The organism is Gammaproteobacteria bacterium, assembly GCA_028819075.1.
Classification (GTDB): Bacteria; Gemmatimonadota; Gemmatimonadetes; order Longimicrobiales; family Gaopeijiaceae; genus BD2-11.
The window spans coordinates 153,326-169,473 of sequence record JAPPMM010000043.1 but is presented as its reverse complement, the minus strand read 5'-3'; the positions used below and the strand labels follow the sequence as shown (position 1 = coordinate 169,473).

Below are 16,148 nucleotides of genomic sequence, written 5' to 3'. Positions count from 1 at the left end.
CGCCGGCGGGGCTCATTCTCCCATTCCAGCGCCCGCCCCGGGCCGCGAGCTTTCGGGCGTGAATCCGCAAAGCACGCCCGGAAATCCCCGCAGCACGCCCAAGCTCCTGGGTCGGATCCTGCTCGACACCGGCGCGATTGGCCGGGAAGCGCTTACGCGCGCACTGCAGGAGCAGCGGCAGACCGGCGAGCGCCTGGGGACGACGCTGGTTCGCATGAAGGCCTGTGGCGAAGAGGAGGTGGCGCAGGCGCTCGCGCAGCAGTTGAACCTCCCCTACCTTCCGCCTCCGCTGGAGGCTGGCGAGGATGCGCTGCCGCGCGTGGGGGAGAGCCTGGCGCGGTCGAAGACCGTGCTTCCGCTGCTCGTGGAGGAGCGGGTTCTGCGGCTGGCCATGGCCGATCCGCTGGATCTCGCCACGGCGGACGACGTGCAGTTCCGCACCGGGATGCAGGTCGAGCCCGTAGTGGCCTCCCGTTCGGCGATCTCGGAGGCGCTGGACCGGGCTCTCGGCGGCGGCCTGCAGGTCTTTGTCGCGGCGCTGCCCGGGGAGGAGGCCCGCGAAAGCCGCGGCTACGTCCGGGGAGAGGCCCAGGCGCCGGCTGTGCAGCTGGTCGACCGCGTCCTGAGCGAAGCGGTCGCCGTGGGGGCCAGCGACGTGCACCTGGAGCGGCACGGCGAGCAGTTGCGGGTGCGGCTGCGCGTGGACGGGGTTCTGCGGCACGCGGTGAAACTGCCCAAATGGTCTCGGGAAGCGGTGCTCTCGCGGGTCAAGATCCTGGGCGGCATGGACATTTCGGTGAAGCAGCGTCCCCAGGACGGAGGCTTCACCTACGACCGCGAAGGCCGTCACTTCCGCGTCCGCGTTTCCACGATTCCGGTCGACCAGGGGGAGAAGGCGGTCCTGCGCATCCTGGACCCGGGGCGGGCGCCCACCGACCTGGAAGAGGTGGGGCTCGGGGAGGAGGATCTCGCCGCGGTGCGGGCCATGCTCGCCCGGCGGCAAGGGGTGATTCTGGCGGCGGGCCCCACCGGCAGCGGGAAGAGCACGACGCTGTTCGGCGCGCTGGGCGAACTGGACCGGAAGCGGCAGAACGTCGTCACCCTCGAGGATCCGATCGAGTACCGGCTGGACGGCGTCAACCAGGTGCAGGTGCGTCCGAAGGCGGGGCTCACCTTTCCGGTGGCGCTGCGGGCGGTGCTGCGTCAGGACCCGGATGTGGTCATGGTGGGCGAGATCCGCGACCGCGAGACCGCCGAGATCGCGATGGCCGCCGCGGTGACCGGGCACCTGGTGCTGTCGAGCATCCACACCATCGACGCGCCCGGCGCCATCGCCCGGCTCCTCAACATGGGGGTGCCCGCATATCTGGTGGCGGGGGGCCTGAGCGGCGTGATCGCGCAACGTCTTGTACGCCGCGCCTGCCCCGCATGCCGGGGGACAGGCCGCGCCTGCGACCAGTGCGGGGACGGGTTCCGCGGCCGCATCGGCATCTTCCAGGTGCTGGTCATGACCGACCGTCTCCGCGACGAGGTGGGTGCCGGCGCCTCCACCTCCGCGCTGCGGGAGCTCGCGCTCGCGGCCGGGATGGGGTCCATGGCCGGGGATGCCCGCAGGAAGCTGGCGGAGGGCCTCACCACCCCCCACGAAGTGGGCAGGGTCATCGGGGGCGCGGCCACCACCCCGCTTGTCTGCGCGGAGTGCGGGGAGGAGTTGCCGCCGGCCTGCCTGGGATGCCCCGGGTGCGGGGCGCCTCGGGTGCCGACGTGCGCCTGTGGGCGGGAACTCAAGGGCGCGTGGCGCTTCTGTCCGGACTGTTTGCGCCCGGCTACGCCCGCCTCCGCGGCCAGCGCTCCACCCGCACCGTGAGCCGGTCGATGCGCCGCTGGTCGGGAGTCACCCCGATCCCGGGTCCGGCGGGGGGCGTCATCATCCCGTCGAACACCTCGAACTCGGGGTCGACGATGTCGCGCTCCCAGTAGCGCCGGCTGGCCGAGATGTCGCCGGGGATCGTGAAGCCGGGCAGCGTGGCGAGCGCGATGTTGAAGGCCCTCCCGACCCCCGACTCGAGCATCCCGCCGCACCACACCGGGACGCCGCGCGCACGGCACAGGTCGTGAATGCGGCGCGACGAGCCGAAACCGCCCACCCGGCCCGGCTTGATGTTGATGATGCGGCAGCTTCCCAGCTCAAGCGCCAACTCCGCGTCTCCGGCCGAGCGGATCGACTCGTCGAGGCAGATCGGGGTCTGGAGCGCCTCCTGGAGGCGCGCGTGCCGGTGCAGGTCGTCGTGGGCGAGGGGCTGCTCGATCATCAGCAGATCGAGATCGTCCATTTCTGCAAGGCGTTCCCGGTCGGCCAGCGTGTACGCGGAGTTGGCATCCACCATGAGCGGTGCTTCGGGGAACGCCCCGCGCACCGCGCGCACCATCTCAACGTCCCTTCCCGGCTTGATCTTGAGCTTGATCTTGCGATAGCCCGCCGCCAGGAACTCCCCGACTTTCTCGACCAGGAGGTCGTCGCTCTTCTGCAGCCCGACGCTTACCCCCACAGGCACGGGTTCACCGGAGCCTCCAAGGGCTTCCGCGAGAGAGAGGCCTCTTTTCCGCCCTTCCAGGTCCCACGACGCCATCTCGAGACACGCCTTGGCCATGGGATGGCCGCGAACGTGCGCGAGCAGCCGCTCGACGTCCGCAGGCTCCGTCACCTCCGCGCCCAGGAGCGCGGGGATGAGAAACTCCGCGAGGATGTGCCAGGCGGTGTCCGTGGTCTCGTACGAGTAGCCCGGATCCTCGCCCGCCACGCACTCGGCCCACCCGGTCACCCCGTTGGCGTGCAACCTGACCAGCAGGATGCGCCGCTCCTCGGAGTATCCGCTCGAGATCTCGAACCGCTCTCGCAGAGGGAGCCGGATCTCCCGGACTTCGATCGCGTCGATTCTCACCGGGCGGAGGCCGGCGTCGTCCGTGCTCCCAGCGGCCCGAAGACCTCGTCCACCTGCTCCCACCCCACGCGCATGAGGAAGGTGCTGTTCCTGCCGTACGACTTGGATCCCAGAATCAGGAAGCCGGGCTCCGGGTTGCCGAGCGTGCTGGCGCCGAAGCTCGTCTGGTCCATGCAGTCGTCGCCCGCGGAGCCGGCCAGCAGCGCCGCGGACAGCTTCATCGGCGCCGCCGTCGCGTAGCACTCGTGCACCTGAAGCTGCCGGTAGAGGCCGTGGTCGCCGACGTAGCCGCACATGGAGACGATCCGGTTGACCCGGCGCACGGCAGTGGAGCCGTCCCGCCGCCTCAGGGTCACGTTGAGACCATCGCCGTTGCGCTCCATTCCGTTGACCGTGAAACCCGGAAGGACTTCGAGGCCGGACACATCGCTTGTGGCCAACTGGCGGGCGGCGCGGGTGAGACGGCTGCGCGCGGGCAGCCGGTCGCCGGCGATCGGCTGGAGGCGCAGCTCGGGATGCCTGAGCGCCCAGGTCACGCGGGTCGCCGGATTGCCCTCGGCGAGGGCCGCGAGCGATCGCGCGACCGTCTGTGCCGAATGACCTCCCCCGACGAGCAGGATGCGCTTCCCGGCCCATTCGCCCGGATTGGCTTCGAAGTCCGGAATGTGCCGGACGATCCGGTCTTCTGCAGCCGCCTCTCCCGGAGCCGGAATGCCGCCTTCGCCAAGCGCGTTGGGAACGTCCCAGGTGCCCGTGCAGTCGACCACCATGTCCGCGCGGTCGATGCGCTCTCCGTCGGAGGTGCGCACCAGTAGGCGGAACGGCAGATTGGCGCGCTCGGCGCTGGCGATCTCTTCGTGCTTCAGGAGTCCTTCGCGGGCCACGGACAGCACCCGCGTGCCGAGGCGCAGGCGGTCGCCGACGGCGGGCAGGGCCGCGATCGGCCGAAGCACTCTCCTGACCAGGTCACGTCCGGTCGGGGGCTCGCCTCCGGAAGGTATCTCGCGCCCCGCGCGCCGCAGCCAGCGCCGCATCCGCGGCGACACGTTCAGGTCCCAGCCCGTGAACAGGGCGACGTGTCCCCACGAGAGCACGTTGTTGCCGACATGCGCACCGGCTTCGTACAGGATGAACGACACGCCGGCTTCGGCAGCGGCCAGCGCCGCCTCGATCCCCACGGGACCGGCGCCGACGATGGCCACGTGGAGCGAGTCGAGCTTCTTCCCGGTCATGGATTCATCTCCCCGATTCTTCTCAGGAGATAGTGAGAGACGCGCGCTCCCCGAATGAGTTCGCAGACTTCGTACCCGTTCGAAAGATAGCTTTGAAGGACCGAACGCGTGGCCTCCCGCCAGCGCGCCGCGAGTTGCGGAGACGCCGACTTCAGGGCCTGGATGCTGGAGGGGATGGCGGCCAGGACCTGGTCTGCGCGCGATGCTTCGCGGGTTTCCGGTTCGGGCCAGCCCGAAGGTGATATGGGCACACAGTCGAGCACGCGCGGCACATCCGCGAGCTTCTCGATCGCGGGGGGCGACTCATCTCCCGCCAGACGGCGCTCGACCCGGGACGCGTCCAGTTGCCAGAGGCCGACGAAACGGTCGGTGGTCATTCCGCGGTGGAGGGGGGAGTCGGTTTGACCGTACATGTTCTCGACGTATTCGCGTACGACGATTCCCAGTCTGGCCAGGTTGATGTACGCGTTCTGCGACTCCAGGGGATCGAAGCTCCAGTACATGCGCCTGATGCCCAGCGCCATCACCGCGTCCCGCTGGTAACTTTTGAGACGGATCGCGAGTCCGCTTCCCCGTTGGTCGGGCCGGACCGCCAGCATGTCCGACCAGTGCACGGGGATGCCGTTCTCCAGCCCGGTCATCCCGATGACGAGTCCCGCTAGGGATCCGTCTTCTTCGAACGCTCCGGCGGCCACGCCGCCCAGGCGCTGGCTGACGATCATGAGCGCCATGGGGACCCGTTCGGAAAACCCGGTTCCCCAGGTGGCTTCCTGCAGCGCGATGCAGGCCTCGTAGTCCTGATGGGTCCGGAATGGACGGATCGTCCACCGGGACATTGGATCAGCCGCCATCCCGCAGGCCGGGCAGCCCGCGCGCGGGCGTGTCGTAGAATCCGGCCGCCCTGTAGCTCTCGTCGAGGAGTGTGACCGGATGGCAGGCTTCGACCCGCGCCCCCTTCATGCGCAGTCCTCCGCCGATCTGCATCATGCACCCCGGGTTCGAGGTTGCCACGACGCTCGCCCCGGTTCCCAGCACGGCCTCTACCTTGTCCGCCCCGATCCTGCCCCCGAGGCGCGGATGCGTGATGCCGTAGATGCCCGCGCCCCCGCAGCATTCGTCGGCCCGGGGCAGGGGAATGAGTTCCAGCTCGGGAATCGCCCGCAGCACCTGGAAAGGGGGCTCCGAGACCCCTTGGGCGTGGAGAAGATGGCAGGGCGCGTCCCAGGTCACCGACAGCGGAAGCGGCGCCCCCCGGCGAGGTCCGGTCTCGGCCAGGATTTCAGAAATGTCGCGCGTCTCGTCCGTCAGCCGGGCCGCCCGCCGGGCGTAGCGCGCGTCGTCGGCCAGCAACTCGCCGTAGTGCTTGAGCTGCGCGCCGCATCCGGCGGCGTTGACCGCGATGATCTCGGCCCCGGCCCCCAGCATGGCGTCGATGTTGACTCGCGCCAGGTGACGGGCTCCCTCGAGGTCTCCGCCGTGGGCGTGGAGCGCGCCGCAGCACCGCTGCCCCGAGGCGTCCACGACGTTCAGGCCGTTGGCGCGCAGCACCCGGCGGGTGGCGTCGTTGACATGTCCCAGCAGCCCGGCCTGCACGCAGCCGTTCAGCACCGCGACGCGCTTGCCGGCGAGCGGGTGCGGTTTGGGCCGACCCGGTGCGGGATCCGGGGCCTCCGTGTCCGGGGAGGAAGCGGACGCCGTGGCTTTGCGGGCAGCGCGCCCCCGTCGCGTCGAAGCCAGCATGCCGAGGCCCAGGCGGACCCGGGCGAGACCCGCGGGCAGGAAGCGCGCGCCCAGCGCGGGGATGCCGGTGGCGCGCAGCAGGCGGCCCAGCGCCATCAGCGCAAAGAGCAGCTTGCGGCGGCGGAAGAGCCACAGGATGGCCTGCGCCGCGCCGCCCGCGGGCCTGGCCTCGTTCGCGGCCTCGCGGGCGTGTTCGAGGAGGGAGCCGTACTCAACGCCCGCCGGGCACACGGGTTCGCAGGCGCGACATCCCAGGCAGCGGTCGATGTGGGTCTGGAACGCGTCCGACGCCGGATCGAGCCTTCCCTCGACGACGGCGCGCATCAGGTAGAGGCGTCCGCGCGGCGAGTCGGCCTCGTCGCCCAGGCGGACGTAGGTGGGGCAGGCGGGCAGGCAGAAGCCGCAATGCACGCAGCTCATCAGCCGCTCCTCGTGCTCCGCCAGCGAGCGCGCCAGGGTCGTGGCCGCGCTCCCCGCGCCCGTCTCAGCGGCGGCCAGGCGCCACCGGGAGCGTCATCCGCTCCCCCTCCCGCCGCACCACGATCTCGACCCGGTCTTCCGGGTCGTGGGCGCGCCACGCGCAGGTGTATTCGTACAGGTCGCCAATCGCGCGGCCCGCGAACCCGAAGCCCATTCGCTCTCCATTTCTCTGTACTTGCACGGGCGTGCCTCGGGTGGAAATTAGCAGATTATCAACGACTTGGCCCGGAGGAGTCCATGAACCGCTACTCGAGGGGAGAGTTTCTCGGCATCGGCGCCGCCCTCGCCACCGGCTTCGGCATCGGCGACTTCGAGTTGCGGGGATCGGACGCGAGGCTCGCGCGTGCCCGCGGCCGGGCCCGCCTTCAGGAAGCGGGCGACGTCACCCCGGACCTGATTCTGGTCGGGGGACGTGTCTACACCGTGGACGACGATCTGCCCCAGGCGGAAGCCTTCGCGGTGAAGAACTCGCGCTTCATCGCGGTCGGGTCAAGCGACGACATCAGGAATCTCGCCGGTCCCGGCACCGAGATCATCGATGCGGAGGGCATGACCGTCACCCCGGGCTTCATCGACGCCCACCTCCACCCCGCGTCGGGCGGCGTGCGCGAGCTCACCGAGGTCAACCTGGACGTGCGCTCCATGGCCGAGATCGGCGAGCGCCTGCGCGAAGGCGCCGCCGGCAAGCCCCCGGGCGAGTGGGTGCTCGCCTTCAAGTACGACGACACGAAGGTGCGCGAAGGCCGCCGCATCACGCGCCGCGACCTGGACGGCTGGGTCCCGGACCACCCGGTCCGGGTTTCCCACCGGGGCGGCCATCTCTACTGGTACAACAGCCGCGCCTTCGAGCTAGCCGGCATCACCGCCGAAACCGAGTCGCCTCCCGGCGGCCAGATCTACCTCGACGACGGCGAGCTGAACGGGCTCCTGGCCGAAAACGCCAACAACCTCTTCCAGGGGCTCCTTCCCTCCGGCTCCACCCGCGAGCAGCGCCAGGCGGGGGTGAAACTCATCTCCGAACTCACCACCGCGGCCGGCCTCACGTCGCTCCACGACACGGGCTGCAGCACCGACTACGCCGTCGCCTACCAGGACGCCTACAAGGCGGGCGAGCTGCGCTGCCGCATCGCCATGTACTGCCTGGGCCTGATGACGCCCGGGCTGAAGTCGGCCGGCATCCACAGCGGGTTCGGCGACGAGTGGGTGCGCGTGGGCGGCGTCAAGTACAACGCCGACGGCTCCGCCTCCGGCCGCACCATGGCCATGAGCACGCCCTACATCGGTCGCCCGGACGACTTCGGCATCCTCACCATGACCCAGGAGGAGATCCACGAGGTCGCGGAGGACGCACACCGCCACGACCTTCAGATCGGCATACACTGCAACGGCGACGTCGCCATCGACATGGTGCTCAACGCCTACGAGCGCGTGCAGCGCATGTGGCCGCGCCCGGATCCGCGCCATCGCCTCGAGCACTGCACGCTGGTGAACCCCTCGCTGCTTGCCCGCATCCGCGACACCGGCTCGGTGCCGACCCCCTTCTGGACCTACGTCTACTATCACGGCAACAAGTGGATCGAGTACGGCGAGGAGAAGATGCGCTTCATGTTCGCGCACCGCTCCTTCCTCGACTACGACATCCCCGTGGCGGGCGCCTCCGACTACGTGCCGGGCCCCTACGAGCCGATGATGGCGCTGCAGTCGATGGTGACCCGCACCGACTCCGAGGGCCGGGTGTGGGGGCCCAACCAGCGCGTGACCGTGAGCGAAGCCCTGCGCATCGCCACCATCAACGGGGCGCGCGCCTCCCACGAGGAGCACCTCAAGGGATCCATCACCCCGGGCAAGCTGGCCGACTTCGTGATCCTGTCGGAAGATCCTCACGAGACCGATCCCGAGGCGTTTCAGGAGATCGGCATCGTCCGCACCGTAGTCGGCGGGCGCACGATGCACCTGGCCTGATGCCCGGCGACGCAGCGGGGGTGCTGGCGCGGGAAGCCGGCGCCGGGGAAGCCGGGCTCGGGCTCTCGGGTCGGGTCACGGCCGCCGTGCGGGAACGCGTGGTGGGCCAGGATGCGGCCGTCGAAGCCCTCCTGATCGCACTGCTCACGGGCGGTCACGTGCTGCTCGAGGGCCTTCCGGGGCTCGCCAAGACGCTCATGGTGCGCACGCTGGCCAACGCCATCGACACCGGCTTCAGCCGCATCCAGTTCACGCCCGACCTGCTCCCGAGCGACATCGCCGGGACGCCGATCCTGGACGCGCGCTCGGGCGAGTTCCGGGTCCACAAGGGGCCTGTCTTCTCCAACATCGTGCTCGCCGACGAGATCAACCGGGCGCCCCCCAAGGTTCAGGCGGCGCTGCTCGAGGCGATGGAGGAGCGCCAGGTGTCGATTGCGGGCGACACCTTTCGGCTGGCCGATCCCTTCATGGTGCTGGCCACCCAGAACCCGGTGGAGCTGCACGGCACCTACCCGCTTGCCGAGGCGCAACTGGACCGCTTCGCCATGAAGCTGGACATCGGATATCCGTCCCGAGACGAGGAGAAGGAGATCGTGCGCTGGGCCGGAGACCGGGCCGGAACCCCGCTGGACCCGGTGGCGGGCGTGGAGGAGGTGTTCCGTGCCCGCGAGCGGGTGGCGGCGGTGCACGTGGAGGAAGCCGTGCTCGACTACATCGTGGAGCTGGCCTTCGCCACCCGTGAGCCGGCCCGGTACGGGCTCGAGGAGCTGGAGACCCTGATCGACTTCGGCACTTCGCCGCGCGCATCCATCTTCCTGGCGCGGACGGCGCGGGCGCGGGCATGGCTTCGCGGGCGGAGCTTCGTCCTTCCCGACGACGTCAAGGCGATGGCGCCCATGGTTCTGCCGCACCGGCTGCGCACTACCTACGAGGCGGACGCGCGCGGCATCGGCACCGACGAGGTCGTCCGGCGGGTGCTGGAGGCGGTGTCTTCGCCATGAAGAAGAGGTAGCCGCGGAAGGCGCCGTGGCCGGACGGGAGTCCATCGCACACGAGCATCCCCGGGTCTTCTCTGCGCGGGTGAAGCAGATCGAGTTGCGCACCCGCGGGCTGGTGGAGTCGCTCTTCAGCGGCGAGTACCGCTCGGTGTTCAAGGGCCGCGGGCTCGAGTTCTCGGAGGTGCGCGAGTACCAGCCCGGCGACGACATCCGCTCCATCGACTGGAACGTCACCGCTCGCCGGGGCCGTCTCTTCATCAAGCAGCACGAGGAGGAGCGCGAGCTCACGGCGATGCTCATGGTGGATCTCTCGGGGTCGCAGGACTTCGGCACCGGCCTTGCCTCCAACGCCCGCATCGCGAGCGAGATCGCCTGCATCCTGGCGCTCTCGGCCGCGCGCAACAACGACCACGTCGGGTTGCTGGTGGTCACCGATCGAACGGAGCTCTTCATCCCCCCCGACACCGGCCGGCGGCACGCCCTGCGGCTGATCTTCGAGCTGCTTTCGCTCGAGCCCACGGGCCGGCGCACGAGGCTTTCCCCCGGCCTCGAGTTTCTGGCGAAGGTGCTGCGGCGACGGGCGGCGGTCTTCCTCATCAGCGACTTTCTCGTGGACTTCGGGGCCGACCCGCGCCTGCCGCGCATCGCAAGCCGCTTCAGCTTCCAGCACGACCTGGTGCCCATCCGCCTGAACGATCCCAGGCAGATGGGGCTCCCGGATGTGGGTCTGGTGCGGGTGGTGGACCCGGAGTCGGGGGAACGCCGCATCGTGGATACCGGGCAAGAGGGCGCGCGCGCCGCCTATGCGAAACGGACCGGCGATGCGCGGGAACGACTGACCCGGCTTTTTCGCGAGTTGGGGCTGGAGGTCGTGGAGGTTGGGTCGGAAGACGACTACGTGCCCGTGCTGGCGGAGTTCTTCCGGGCGCGCGAGCGGACGCCGGCTCGAAGGCGGGGGCGGGCGGTCTGATGGCTGCCGGGGCTGAGGCGGTGCGATGAGGATTGGAGTCGGGGTCAGATGGCTGACGGTGGCCGCGTCAACGGCGACGTTGGCGCCGGGCGCGCACGCGATGCAGGATCGGGCGGCGGTTCAGGTGGTGCGCGTATCCCCCGACACGGTTGAGCTGGGAGATCCCTTCACCCTCCATGCGACCGTCTACGTACCTCCGGGACGGGGGCTGCGGGTGCCCGCAGCGCTTCTTCCCGAGTGGGGCGTGGAGAGCCTGCGGCGTGTGCGGACCGATGTGGCCGAGACGGGGGACGGATCCCTCCGGGTCGCGCTCGAATACGACCTGATTCCCTTCGAGATCGGGCTCGCGGCGACCCCGCAGTTGGAGATGACAAGCGGGGAGGCGGAGGCGGGTGGGGGTCGGGTTCGCGTGGAGGACGGGCCGGGCGGGAATGCGGACCCGGTTGACCGTCTCGTGATCGCCGGGCGGCGGGTGTTCGTGACCTCGCCGATCCTGCTCGACGACATCGCGCAGGGCCTGCAGCCGAGGCCGCCGGCAGACGTGGTCGGGTTCAACTGGAACGTCCCGGCCGTGTTGGGGGCGTCGTTGCTGTCCCTGCTGTTGCTCGGCGTGGTGACGGTGCAGGCGCGGGAGTGGCTGGCGGTGCGCGCGGCTGCCGGGCTTTCGGTTGAAGCCCCGCCGCAGACGCCGGAGGAGTGGAGGGCACGGGCGCTCGCCGAACTCGACCGATCGCTCGCGCGCGGCCATCACCGGGCGGGTCGGCTGCGCGACTTCTACGAGGGTGCGGGAGATGTAATACGCGCGTACATGGCGCACTTCGACCCCGAGTGGGGCTGCAGCCGGACGGCCACGGAGCTGATGCGCGACCTGGCCGGCGCGCCCGGTTGGCCCGACGTGGACGCCCTGGCAGGTGCGATGGGGCGGGGCGAGGTGGCCAAGTTCGCCGCCGCGGCGGTTGTGCAGGAGAGCGGGGCGCGCACGGCCGAACGCGACTGGGAGACGATGCGGGCCTGGGTCGACGCCTCGGGAACGGCGCCGGCATTCGCGAGAATGCGGGAGGCGGAATGAGCGTCCAACTGGCCCGCCCGGAATGGCTGGTTCTGCTCGCGCTCGTTCCCCTCTGGTTGTGGTGGCTCCGGCCCCGGCGCACCTCCGGCATGCTCTTCGCGTCGGCGGGATCGGTGCGGCTGCGGGGGAGCCGCCTCTGGGCGGTGGTGGATGCGATTCCGCGGGGCCTGCGCGCCGCCGCGCTCGCCTGCCTCATCGTCGCGCTCGCCCACCCCCGCCTGATCACGGCCCACGAAGAACCCGTGGAGGGCGGCAGGGGGATCGTGGTGGCGGTGGATCTGTCCACGTCGATGTGGGCCGACGACATGGAGGGATCGGCCACCCGCCTGGAGGCCGCCAAGGCCGCTGCCAGGCGCTTTGTGGCGGGCCGCGACGACGCCATCGGCCTGGTCACCTTCGCCGGCGAAGCGCTCACCCGTCTGCCCCTCACCCGCGATCACTACCTGGTGGACCACGCGATCGACGGGATGGAGGTGGGGCTGCTCATCGACGGCACCGACATCGCGGGCGCGATCGCCGCGGGCTCGGCGCTGCTGGACGCTGCCCCGCACGACTCGAAGGTGCTGGTCCTGGTCACCGATGGCGCGCACAACCGCGACGGCCTTGTGCCCGCCATGGCGGCGCGTGCGGCCGCGGCCGTGGGCGTGCGCATCTACCCGGTGGCGATCGGGCGGCCCGATCCCCCCGAGCCGGGGGACGGCACGGCGGGAGCCAGCGCCCCGACCCGGCGCCAGCGAATGGAGACGGTGCTCACCCAGGCGGCGCGCATCACCGGAGGGCGCTACTTCTCGGCGGCGGACGTGGTCGCGCTGGACTCGATCTACGCGGAGATCGACCGCCTCGAGACGACCTCACAGGAAACGCGGCTCACCACCGCGCTGGTGCCCTTCCGGTTCCTCCTGGTGACCGGGGCGCTGGCGCTGGTGCTGGCGGCGGTCGGGTTGCGGGCCTCGCGCTGGGCGGTGCTGCCGTGAGGATGCCATGACGTTTGCGCGCCCGATGCTGCTGCTTCTGCTCCCGGTCGTGATCGGCCTGGCCGCCTTCGCACTGGCCTGCACCACCCGGCGGTTGCGCGCGCTCGCGGAGGGGTTCGGGGGAGAAGAGGCGGCCGGCCGGCTGACCACCCGCGAGCTGGTGGACTTTCCCCGGCGGCGGCTCCGGGTCCTCGGCCTGGCCGTGGCCGTGATGCTCCTCGCCGCCGCCGGCATGCGCTTGGGACCCGGGATCAGCCTGAACGCCTCGCGTCCGGTCGACGTGGTGGTGGCGCTGGACATCTCCGCATCGATGGGGGCGCGGGACCTGCCGGGCGGGCGCATGGGACGCGCCAAGGAAGTGGTCGGCGCGCTCCTGGAGGCGCTCCCGGGCGAGCGCGTCGGACTGGTGGTGTTCGCCGACTGGCCGCATACGCTCGCTCCGATTACCGCCGACCAGCAGGTGGTGCGCTTCTTCGCCGACTCGCTGGCGGAGAACTTCCTGGGCGAGCGGGACCAGGGCACCCGCGTGAGCGCGGCCGTCGGCGAAGCGCGCCGCCAACTGGACGCGCGCCGGGAGGAAGGAAGGGAGCGCGTGATCGTGCTGGTGACCGACGGCGAGGCGCACGAGGACGAGTTCGCGGTGGCGGACAGCGCGGCCCTCGCGGCGGCGGGTGACGTCCGCATCTGGGTCGCGGGGATCGGCACGGCGGAGGGGGCGGGGCTGGGGGAAGGCGCGGGCGCTCCGGTCGCGGACGCAGGCGGCGCACCGGTGGTCTCGCGGCTGAATGAACGGCTGCTGCGGGGTGTCGCCCGCGCCGGCGGGGGCAGCTATCTGGACGCGTCCGACGACCGCGGCCTGGCCGAACTCGCCGCCCGCTTCCGCCGAGTTCCCGAAGACGGTGAAGGCGGCGGCGGCCCCGGCGACCCGGTAACGTGGCTGATCCTGCTGGCGCTTCTTCTGGTGGCCACCGACGGCCTGATGGACCGCCCGGGCCGCGCCCGCCTGCGACCTGTCCCGACCGCTCCCGGCGGGCCCCGCGGCCCATGGCGATTCCCGTGGACGACCCCTCCGGAGCTCCGCCCATGACCACCCGCACCCGTCTGGTTGTCGTGGCCGTCCTGGCCACCGCCCTCACTGCCGTGGTCATCGCCGAACGCGCCAGCGAGGAGCGCGCGAACCGGCTGCACCGCCGCGGTGACTGGAGTTCCGCCGCGCGCATCTACCGCGCGCGTCTCCAGGAGGAAGTCCCGGTGGCCCCGGGCGCGGTCGCCACCGAGTCTCCCGCCGCGCCGGAAGACGCGGCTCGCGACACCGGGCCCACACCCGCCTTGGAGCCTCGGGCCCCGTATCTCCACTACAACCTGGGCACCACCCTGCTCGAACTGGCCGAAGCGCCGGATGCCCGCGCCCGCCTCTCCCGTGGCGCGGCCGGTCCCGACGACGACCTGCGCTCCCTCGCCTGGTACAACCTGGGCGTCGCCAGCCTGCGCGCCGCCATCGCTGCGCCCGGCTCCGACTCCGCCCTGGTCCATGTCGTGGCGGCCATAGAGGAAAACCGTAAGGCCCTCCGCCTGAGCCCCGGCCGCGAGGTGGCGGCGTGGAACCTCGCATTCGCCCGCCGCATGCTCGATTCGCTCGACACCGGGGGCCGCCGGGGCGTCCAGGCGGGCGAAGCCTTCTCGGACGCCGAACTCACCGGAGACAACACCCGGGCCGAAGGCGAGTCCGGCGACATCATGGCGCCTCCGGGCATGCTCGGCGAAGAGGAAACCGTCGTCGACCCGGAAGCCGAGCAACCGCTCTCCCTTGCCGAGGCAGCCGCGATCCTGAACGACATCCGCCTCGACGGCGAACTCATCACCCGCAAGCTGCTCGGGCTCGCCAGCCGGTCGGTCTGGGGAACCCGTTCCCGAACGCTCGGCCGTCGCTGGTAGCCCCTACGCCAGATCCGGATGCATCCGATGCCAGTCGGTCACCGACTGGTAGGCGTGCGCCACGCTCAGAATCCTGTCGTCCGCGAACAGGTCGCCGATGACCGTCGTGCAGATCGGCTGCTCGTGGTCGAAGTCGTCCTCGGTGTTGCCGTCGCCGAAGTCGTAGGGCAAAACCACCGCCGGATGCCCGGTCTGGTTCGTGAGCCGCGTCTCCCCGGATCCGGTCACGAACATGTCGAAGCCCTCCATCGCCTCGGCCATCTCCTTCATCAGGATGTGGCGCCGCCTGAGTGACTGGACGTAGTCGAGCGCCAGGGTTTCCCGTCCGCGATGGAACCGGGGCGGGCGCGCTTCCTCTCCCTCGGGGGGCTCGGGGACCTGTTCCAGCACGCCTCCGGGCGCGACGTGGAAGTCGAAGGCGGCCGATGACTCGACGCCGAGCGAGTTGGAACCGCCTTCGGGCAGTTCGGCCATGGGCTGCGGGTCGGCTCCGAGTTCCGCCAGCGTTGCTACAAAGGCTTCGGGCGCATCTTCCGTAAAGCCGATGCGCATTTGCGAGAGGTCCGGGTTGCGCTCGAAGCGGAAGGGGGCGGTCAGCGTCGCGGGATCCTTGGGGTCCGCTCCGTGGATGGCGTTGAACACCAGCGCGCAGTCCTCGACGCTCCGGCACATTGGGCCCGGCTTGTCCATGGTCCACGAAAGCACCATGCCGCCGTGGCGCGAGATGCGCCCGAAGGTAGGCCGCAGGCCGCTCAGGCCGTTGCGCCGCGACGGGCTCACGATCGAGCCCTGGGTCTCGGTGCCGATGGAGAAACCGACCAGGCCCGCCGCGGTGGCCGAACCCGGGCCCGCCGACGACCCGCTCGATCCCTGCTCGGGATTCCAGGGGTTCCTGGTGCGACCACGGTACCAGTTGTCGCCCGCCGCGAATTGCCCGGTGGAGAGCTTGGCGATCAGGACGGCGCCCGCCTCGCGCAGACGCAGCACGAGTTCGGAGTCCTCGTCGATCACCTGATCCTGGAAGTCGTCGGATCCCCATGTCGTGCGGGTTCCGCGCACGGTGAAGAGATCCTTCACGCCCCAGGGGACCCCGTGTAGCGGTCCGCGCCATCGCCCTGCGCGCAGATCGGCGTCGGCGCGCTTCGCCTCCTCACGGGCGCGGTCTTCCAGGATGCTCACCGCACACAGGAGCGTCGGGTCGTGGCGCTTCATCCGGTCCAGGTAGATCTCGGTTAGCTCCTCGGACGTGATCTTGCGCTCCCGAATGAGTGCGCCCAGCCGATGCGCCGGGAGAAAGGCGATCTCCTGGGGATCGGTCGGGGCTGGTCCCGGCCAGGGCCCGATCTCGATCTCGTGGCGTTCGAAGGGAGACCCTCCGGTGTCCCTCCACAGCTTCTCCAGCAGCGATCCCGTGCCTCCGGGCCACGCCTGGAACTGGGTCGCCGGCGGTTCGCCGTTCCCGAGCGGCACCAGCTCCTGCTCCTGGGCCTCCTGGAGCGTCCGCATCCCGGCTGCGGGAGAGCGACGCTCCTCGCCGAGCACGATTTCCGGGCGCAAGCCCCCGGCGGCGACCCCGGCTGCTGCCATCCCGAGAAAACGCCTTCGCTCGATCCCGCCTTTTCGATCCTCTGACATCTCGATTCTCCCCCTCGCAGGGCCCAAAGATGGCGCCCACGCTCGTTGGCTCAGGCACTCCAGCCTCAAACAAGGCAACATACGGCGCCCCGCTGTTGCGTGCGACACTGGTTCACATGGTGGCAACGCTCCCCTTGCTTCTCCAGCGCTTGCGAATGAGAATGATTCTCATACCGAACCCGCTTCCACGACGAGGACACCCGTGCCGTCA

The 16,148-nt window shown here is 70.6% G+C and carries 14 protein-coding genes; 8 read left to right on the top strand and 6 right to left on the bottom strand.

The window, feature by feature from the left end:
• Positions 1-58 precede the first annotated feature (58 nt).
• A complete protein-coding gene (locus OXU32_11070; protein MDE0074489.1) occupies positions 59-1,867 on the top strand; it encodes an ATPase, T2SS/T4P/T4SS family in 1,809 nt (602 codons plus the stop codon).
• On the opposite strand, the gene menC is transcribed toward OXU32_11070, so the two are convergent.
• The 5 genes from menC to OXU32_11045 all read right to left on the bottom strand — a co-directional run bounded on the left by menC (position 1,827) and on the right by OXU32_11045 (position 6,548).
• Positions 1,827-2,942, bottom strand: a complete 1,116-nt coding sequence (gene menC / locus OXU32_11065) for an o-succinylbenzoate synthase (protein MDE0074488.1) — start codon at positions 2,940-2,942, stop codon at positions 1,827-1,829. The two genes, OXU32_11070 and menC, sit on opposite strands and share 41 nt — an antisense overlap.
• Positions 2,939-4,174, bottom strand: coding sequence for an FAD-dependent oxidoreductase (locus OXU32_11060; GenBank protein MDE0074487.1), 1,236 nt, complete (start codon positions 4,172-4,174; stop codon positions 2,939-2,941). Before OXU32_11060 ends, menC begins: the two co-directional genes overlap by 4 nt.
• Positions 4,171-5,010, bottom strand: coding sequence for a hypothetical protein (locus OXU32_11055; GenBank protein MDE0074486.1), 840 nt, complete (start codon positions 5,008-5,010; stop codon positions 4,171-4,173). Before OXU32_11055 ends, OXU32_11060 begins: the two co-directional genes overlap by 4 nt.
• Positions 5,011-5,014: 4 nt before the next feature.
• Positions 5,015-6,334 carry a heterodisulfide reductase-related iron-sulfur binding cluster gene (locus tag OXU32_11050; GenBank protein MDE0074485.1) on the bottom strand — a complete coding sequence of 440 codons (1,320 nt, stop codon included), beginning with the start codon at positions 6,332-6,334 and terminating at the stop codon, positions 5,015-5,017.
• A 64-nt stretch (positions 6,335-6,398) separates the two neighbouring features.
• Positions 6,399-6,548, bottom strand: coding sequence for a hypothetical protein (locus OXU32_11045; protein ID MDE0074484.1), 150 nt, complete (start codon positions 6,546-6,548; stop codon positions 6,399-6,401).
• An 83-nt stretch (positions 6,549-6,631) separates the two neighbouring features.
• Here OXU32_11045 and OXU32_11040 point away from each other — a divergent pair, with 83 nt between their 5' ends.
• Genes OXU32_11040 through OXU32_11010 form a run of 7 tightly spaced genes read left to right on the top strand, consistent with a single transcriptional unit; the run spans position 6,632 to position 14,302 of the window.
• On the top strand, positions 6,632-8,356 hold the full coding sequence (locus OXU32_11040; protein ID MDE0074483.1) for an amidohydrolase: 1,725 nt from the start codon (positions 6,632-6,634) through the stop codon (positions 8,354-8,356).
• Positions 8,356-9,357, top strand: a complete 1,002-nt coding sequence (locus OXU32_11035; protein MDE0074482.1) for a MoxR family ATPase — start codon at positions 8,356-8,358, stop codon at positions 9,355-9,357. Before OXU32_11040 ends, OXU32_11035 begins: the two co-directional genes overlap by 1 nt.
• A gap of 25 nt (positions 9,358-9,382) precedes the next feature.
• A complete protein-coding gene (locus OXU32_11030) occupies positions 9,383-10,324 on the top strand; it encodes a DUF58 domain-containing protein (GenBank protein ID MDE0074481.1) in 942 nt (313 codons plus the stop codon).
• A 25-nt stretch (positions 10,325-10,349) separates the two neighbouring features.
• The gene (locus OXU32_11025) at positions 10,350-11,393 is read left to right on the top strand and encodes a hypothetical protein (GenBank protein ID MDE0074480.1); all 1,044 of its coding nucleotides are present in this window, start codon (positions 10,350-10,352) and stop codon (positions 11,391-11,393) included.
• Positions 11,390-12,367 (top strand): VWA domain-containing protein, encoded by a 978-nt coding sequence (locus OXU32_11020; GenBank protein ID MDE0074479.1) that lies wholly within the window; start codon positions 11,390-11,392, stop codon positions 12,365-12,367. Before OXU32_11025 ends, OXU32_11020 begins: the two co-directional genes overlap by 4 nt.
• Before the next feature lie 7 nt (positions 12,368-12,374).
• Entirely contained in the window at positions 12,375-13,454 is a 1,080-nt protein-coding gene (locus OXU32_11015) for a VWA domain-containing protein (GenBank protein MDE0074478.1), read from the top strand.
• Positions 13,451-14,302 carry a hypothetical protein gene (locus OXU32_11010; protein ID MDE0074477.1) on the top strand — a complete coding sequence of 284 codons (852 nt, stop codon included), beginning with the start codon at positions 13,451-13,453 and terminating at the stop codon, positions 14,300-14,302. The genes OXU32_11015 and OXU32_11010 overlap by 4 nt, the downstream gene beginning before the upstream one ends.
• 3 nt (positions 14,303-14,305) lie before the next feature.
• Here OXU32_11010 and OXU32_11005 read toward each other — a convergent pair whose 3' ends face one another.
• Positions 14,306-15,937, bottom strand: a complete 1,632-nt coding sequence (locus OXU32_11005) for an amidase (protein ID MDE0074476.1) — start codon at positions 15,935-15,937, stop codon at positions 14,306-14,308.
• Between the last annotated feature and the right edge of the window lie 211 nt (positions 15,938-16,148).

Bases quoted from the DNA above. Each gene is read 5' to 3' on its own strand.
- OXU32_11060 (MDE0074487.1), bottom strand. From the start codon at position 4,174: ATGACCGGGAAGAAGCTCGACTCGCTCCACGTGGCCATCGTCGGCGCC.
- OXU32_11055 (MDE0074486.1), bottom strand. From the start codon at position 5,010: ATGTCCCGGTGGACGATCCGTCCATTCCGGACCCATCAGGACTACGAG.
- OXU32_11050 (MDE0074485.1), bottom strand. From the start codon at position 6,334: ATGAGCTGCGTGCATTGCGGCTTCTGCCTGCCCGCCTGCCCCACCTAC.
- OXU32_11045 (MDE0074484.1), bottom strand. From the start codon at position 6,548: ATGGGCTTCGGGTTCGCGGGCCGCGCGATTGGCGACCTGTACGAATAC.
- OXU32_11040 (MDE0074483.1), top strand. From the start codon at position 6,632: ATGAACCGCTACTCGAGGGGAGAGTTTCTCGGCATCGGCGCCGCCCTC.
- OXU32_11035 (MDE0074482.1), top strand. From the start codon at position 8,356: ATGCCCGGCGACGCAGCGGGGGTGCTGGCGCGGGAAGCCGGCGCCGGG.
- OXU32_11025 (MDE0074480.1), top strand. From the start codon at position 10,350: ATGAGGATTGGAGTCGGGGTCAGATGGCTGACGGTGGCCGCGTCAACG.
- OXU32_11020 (MDE0074479.1), top strand. From the start codon at position 11,390: ATGAGCGTCCAACTGGCCCGCCCGGAATGGCTGGTTCTGCTCGCGCTC.
- OXU32_11015 (MDE0074478.1), top strand. From the start codon at position 12,375: ATGACGTTTGCGCGCCCGATGCTGCTGCTTCTGCTCCCGGTCGTGATC.
- OXU32_11010 (MDE0074477.1), top strand. From the start codon at position 13,451: ATGACCACCCGCACCCGTCTGGTTGTCGTGGCCGTCCTGGCCACCGCC.
- OXU32_11005 (MDE0074476.1), bottom strand. From the start codon at position 15,937: ATGTCAGAGGATCGAAAAGGCGGGATCGAGCGAAGGCGTTTTCTCGGG.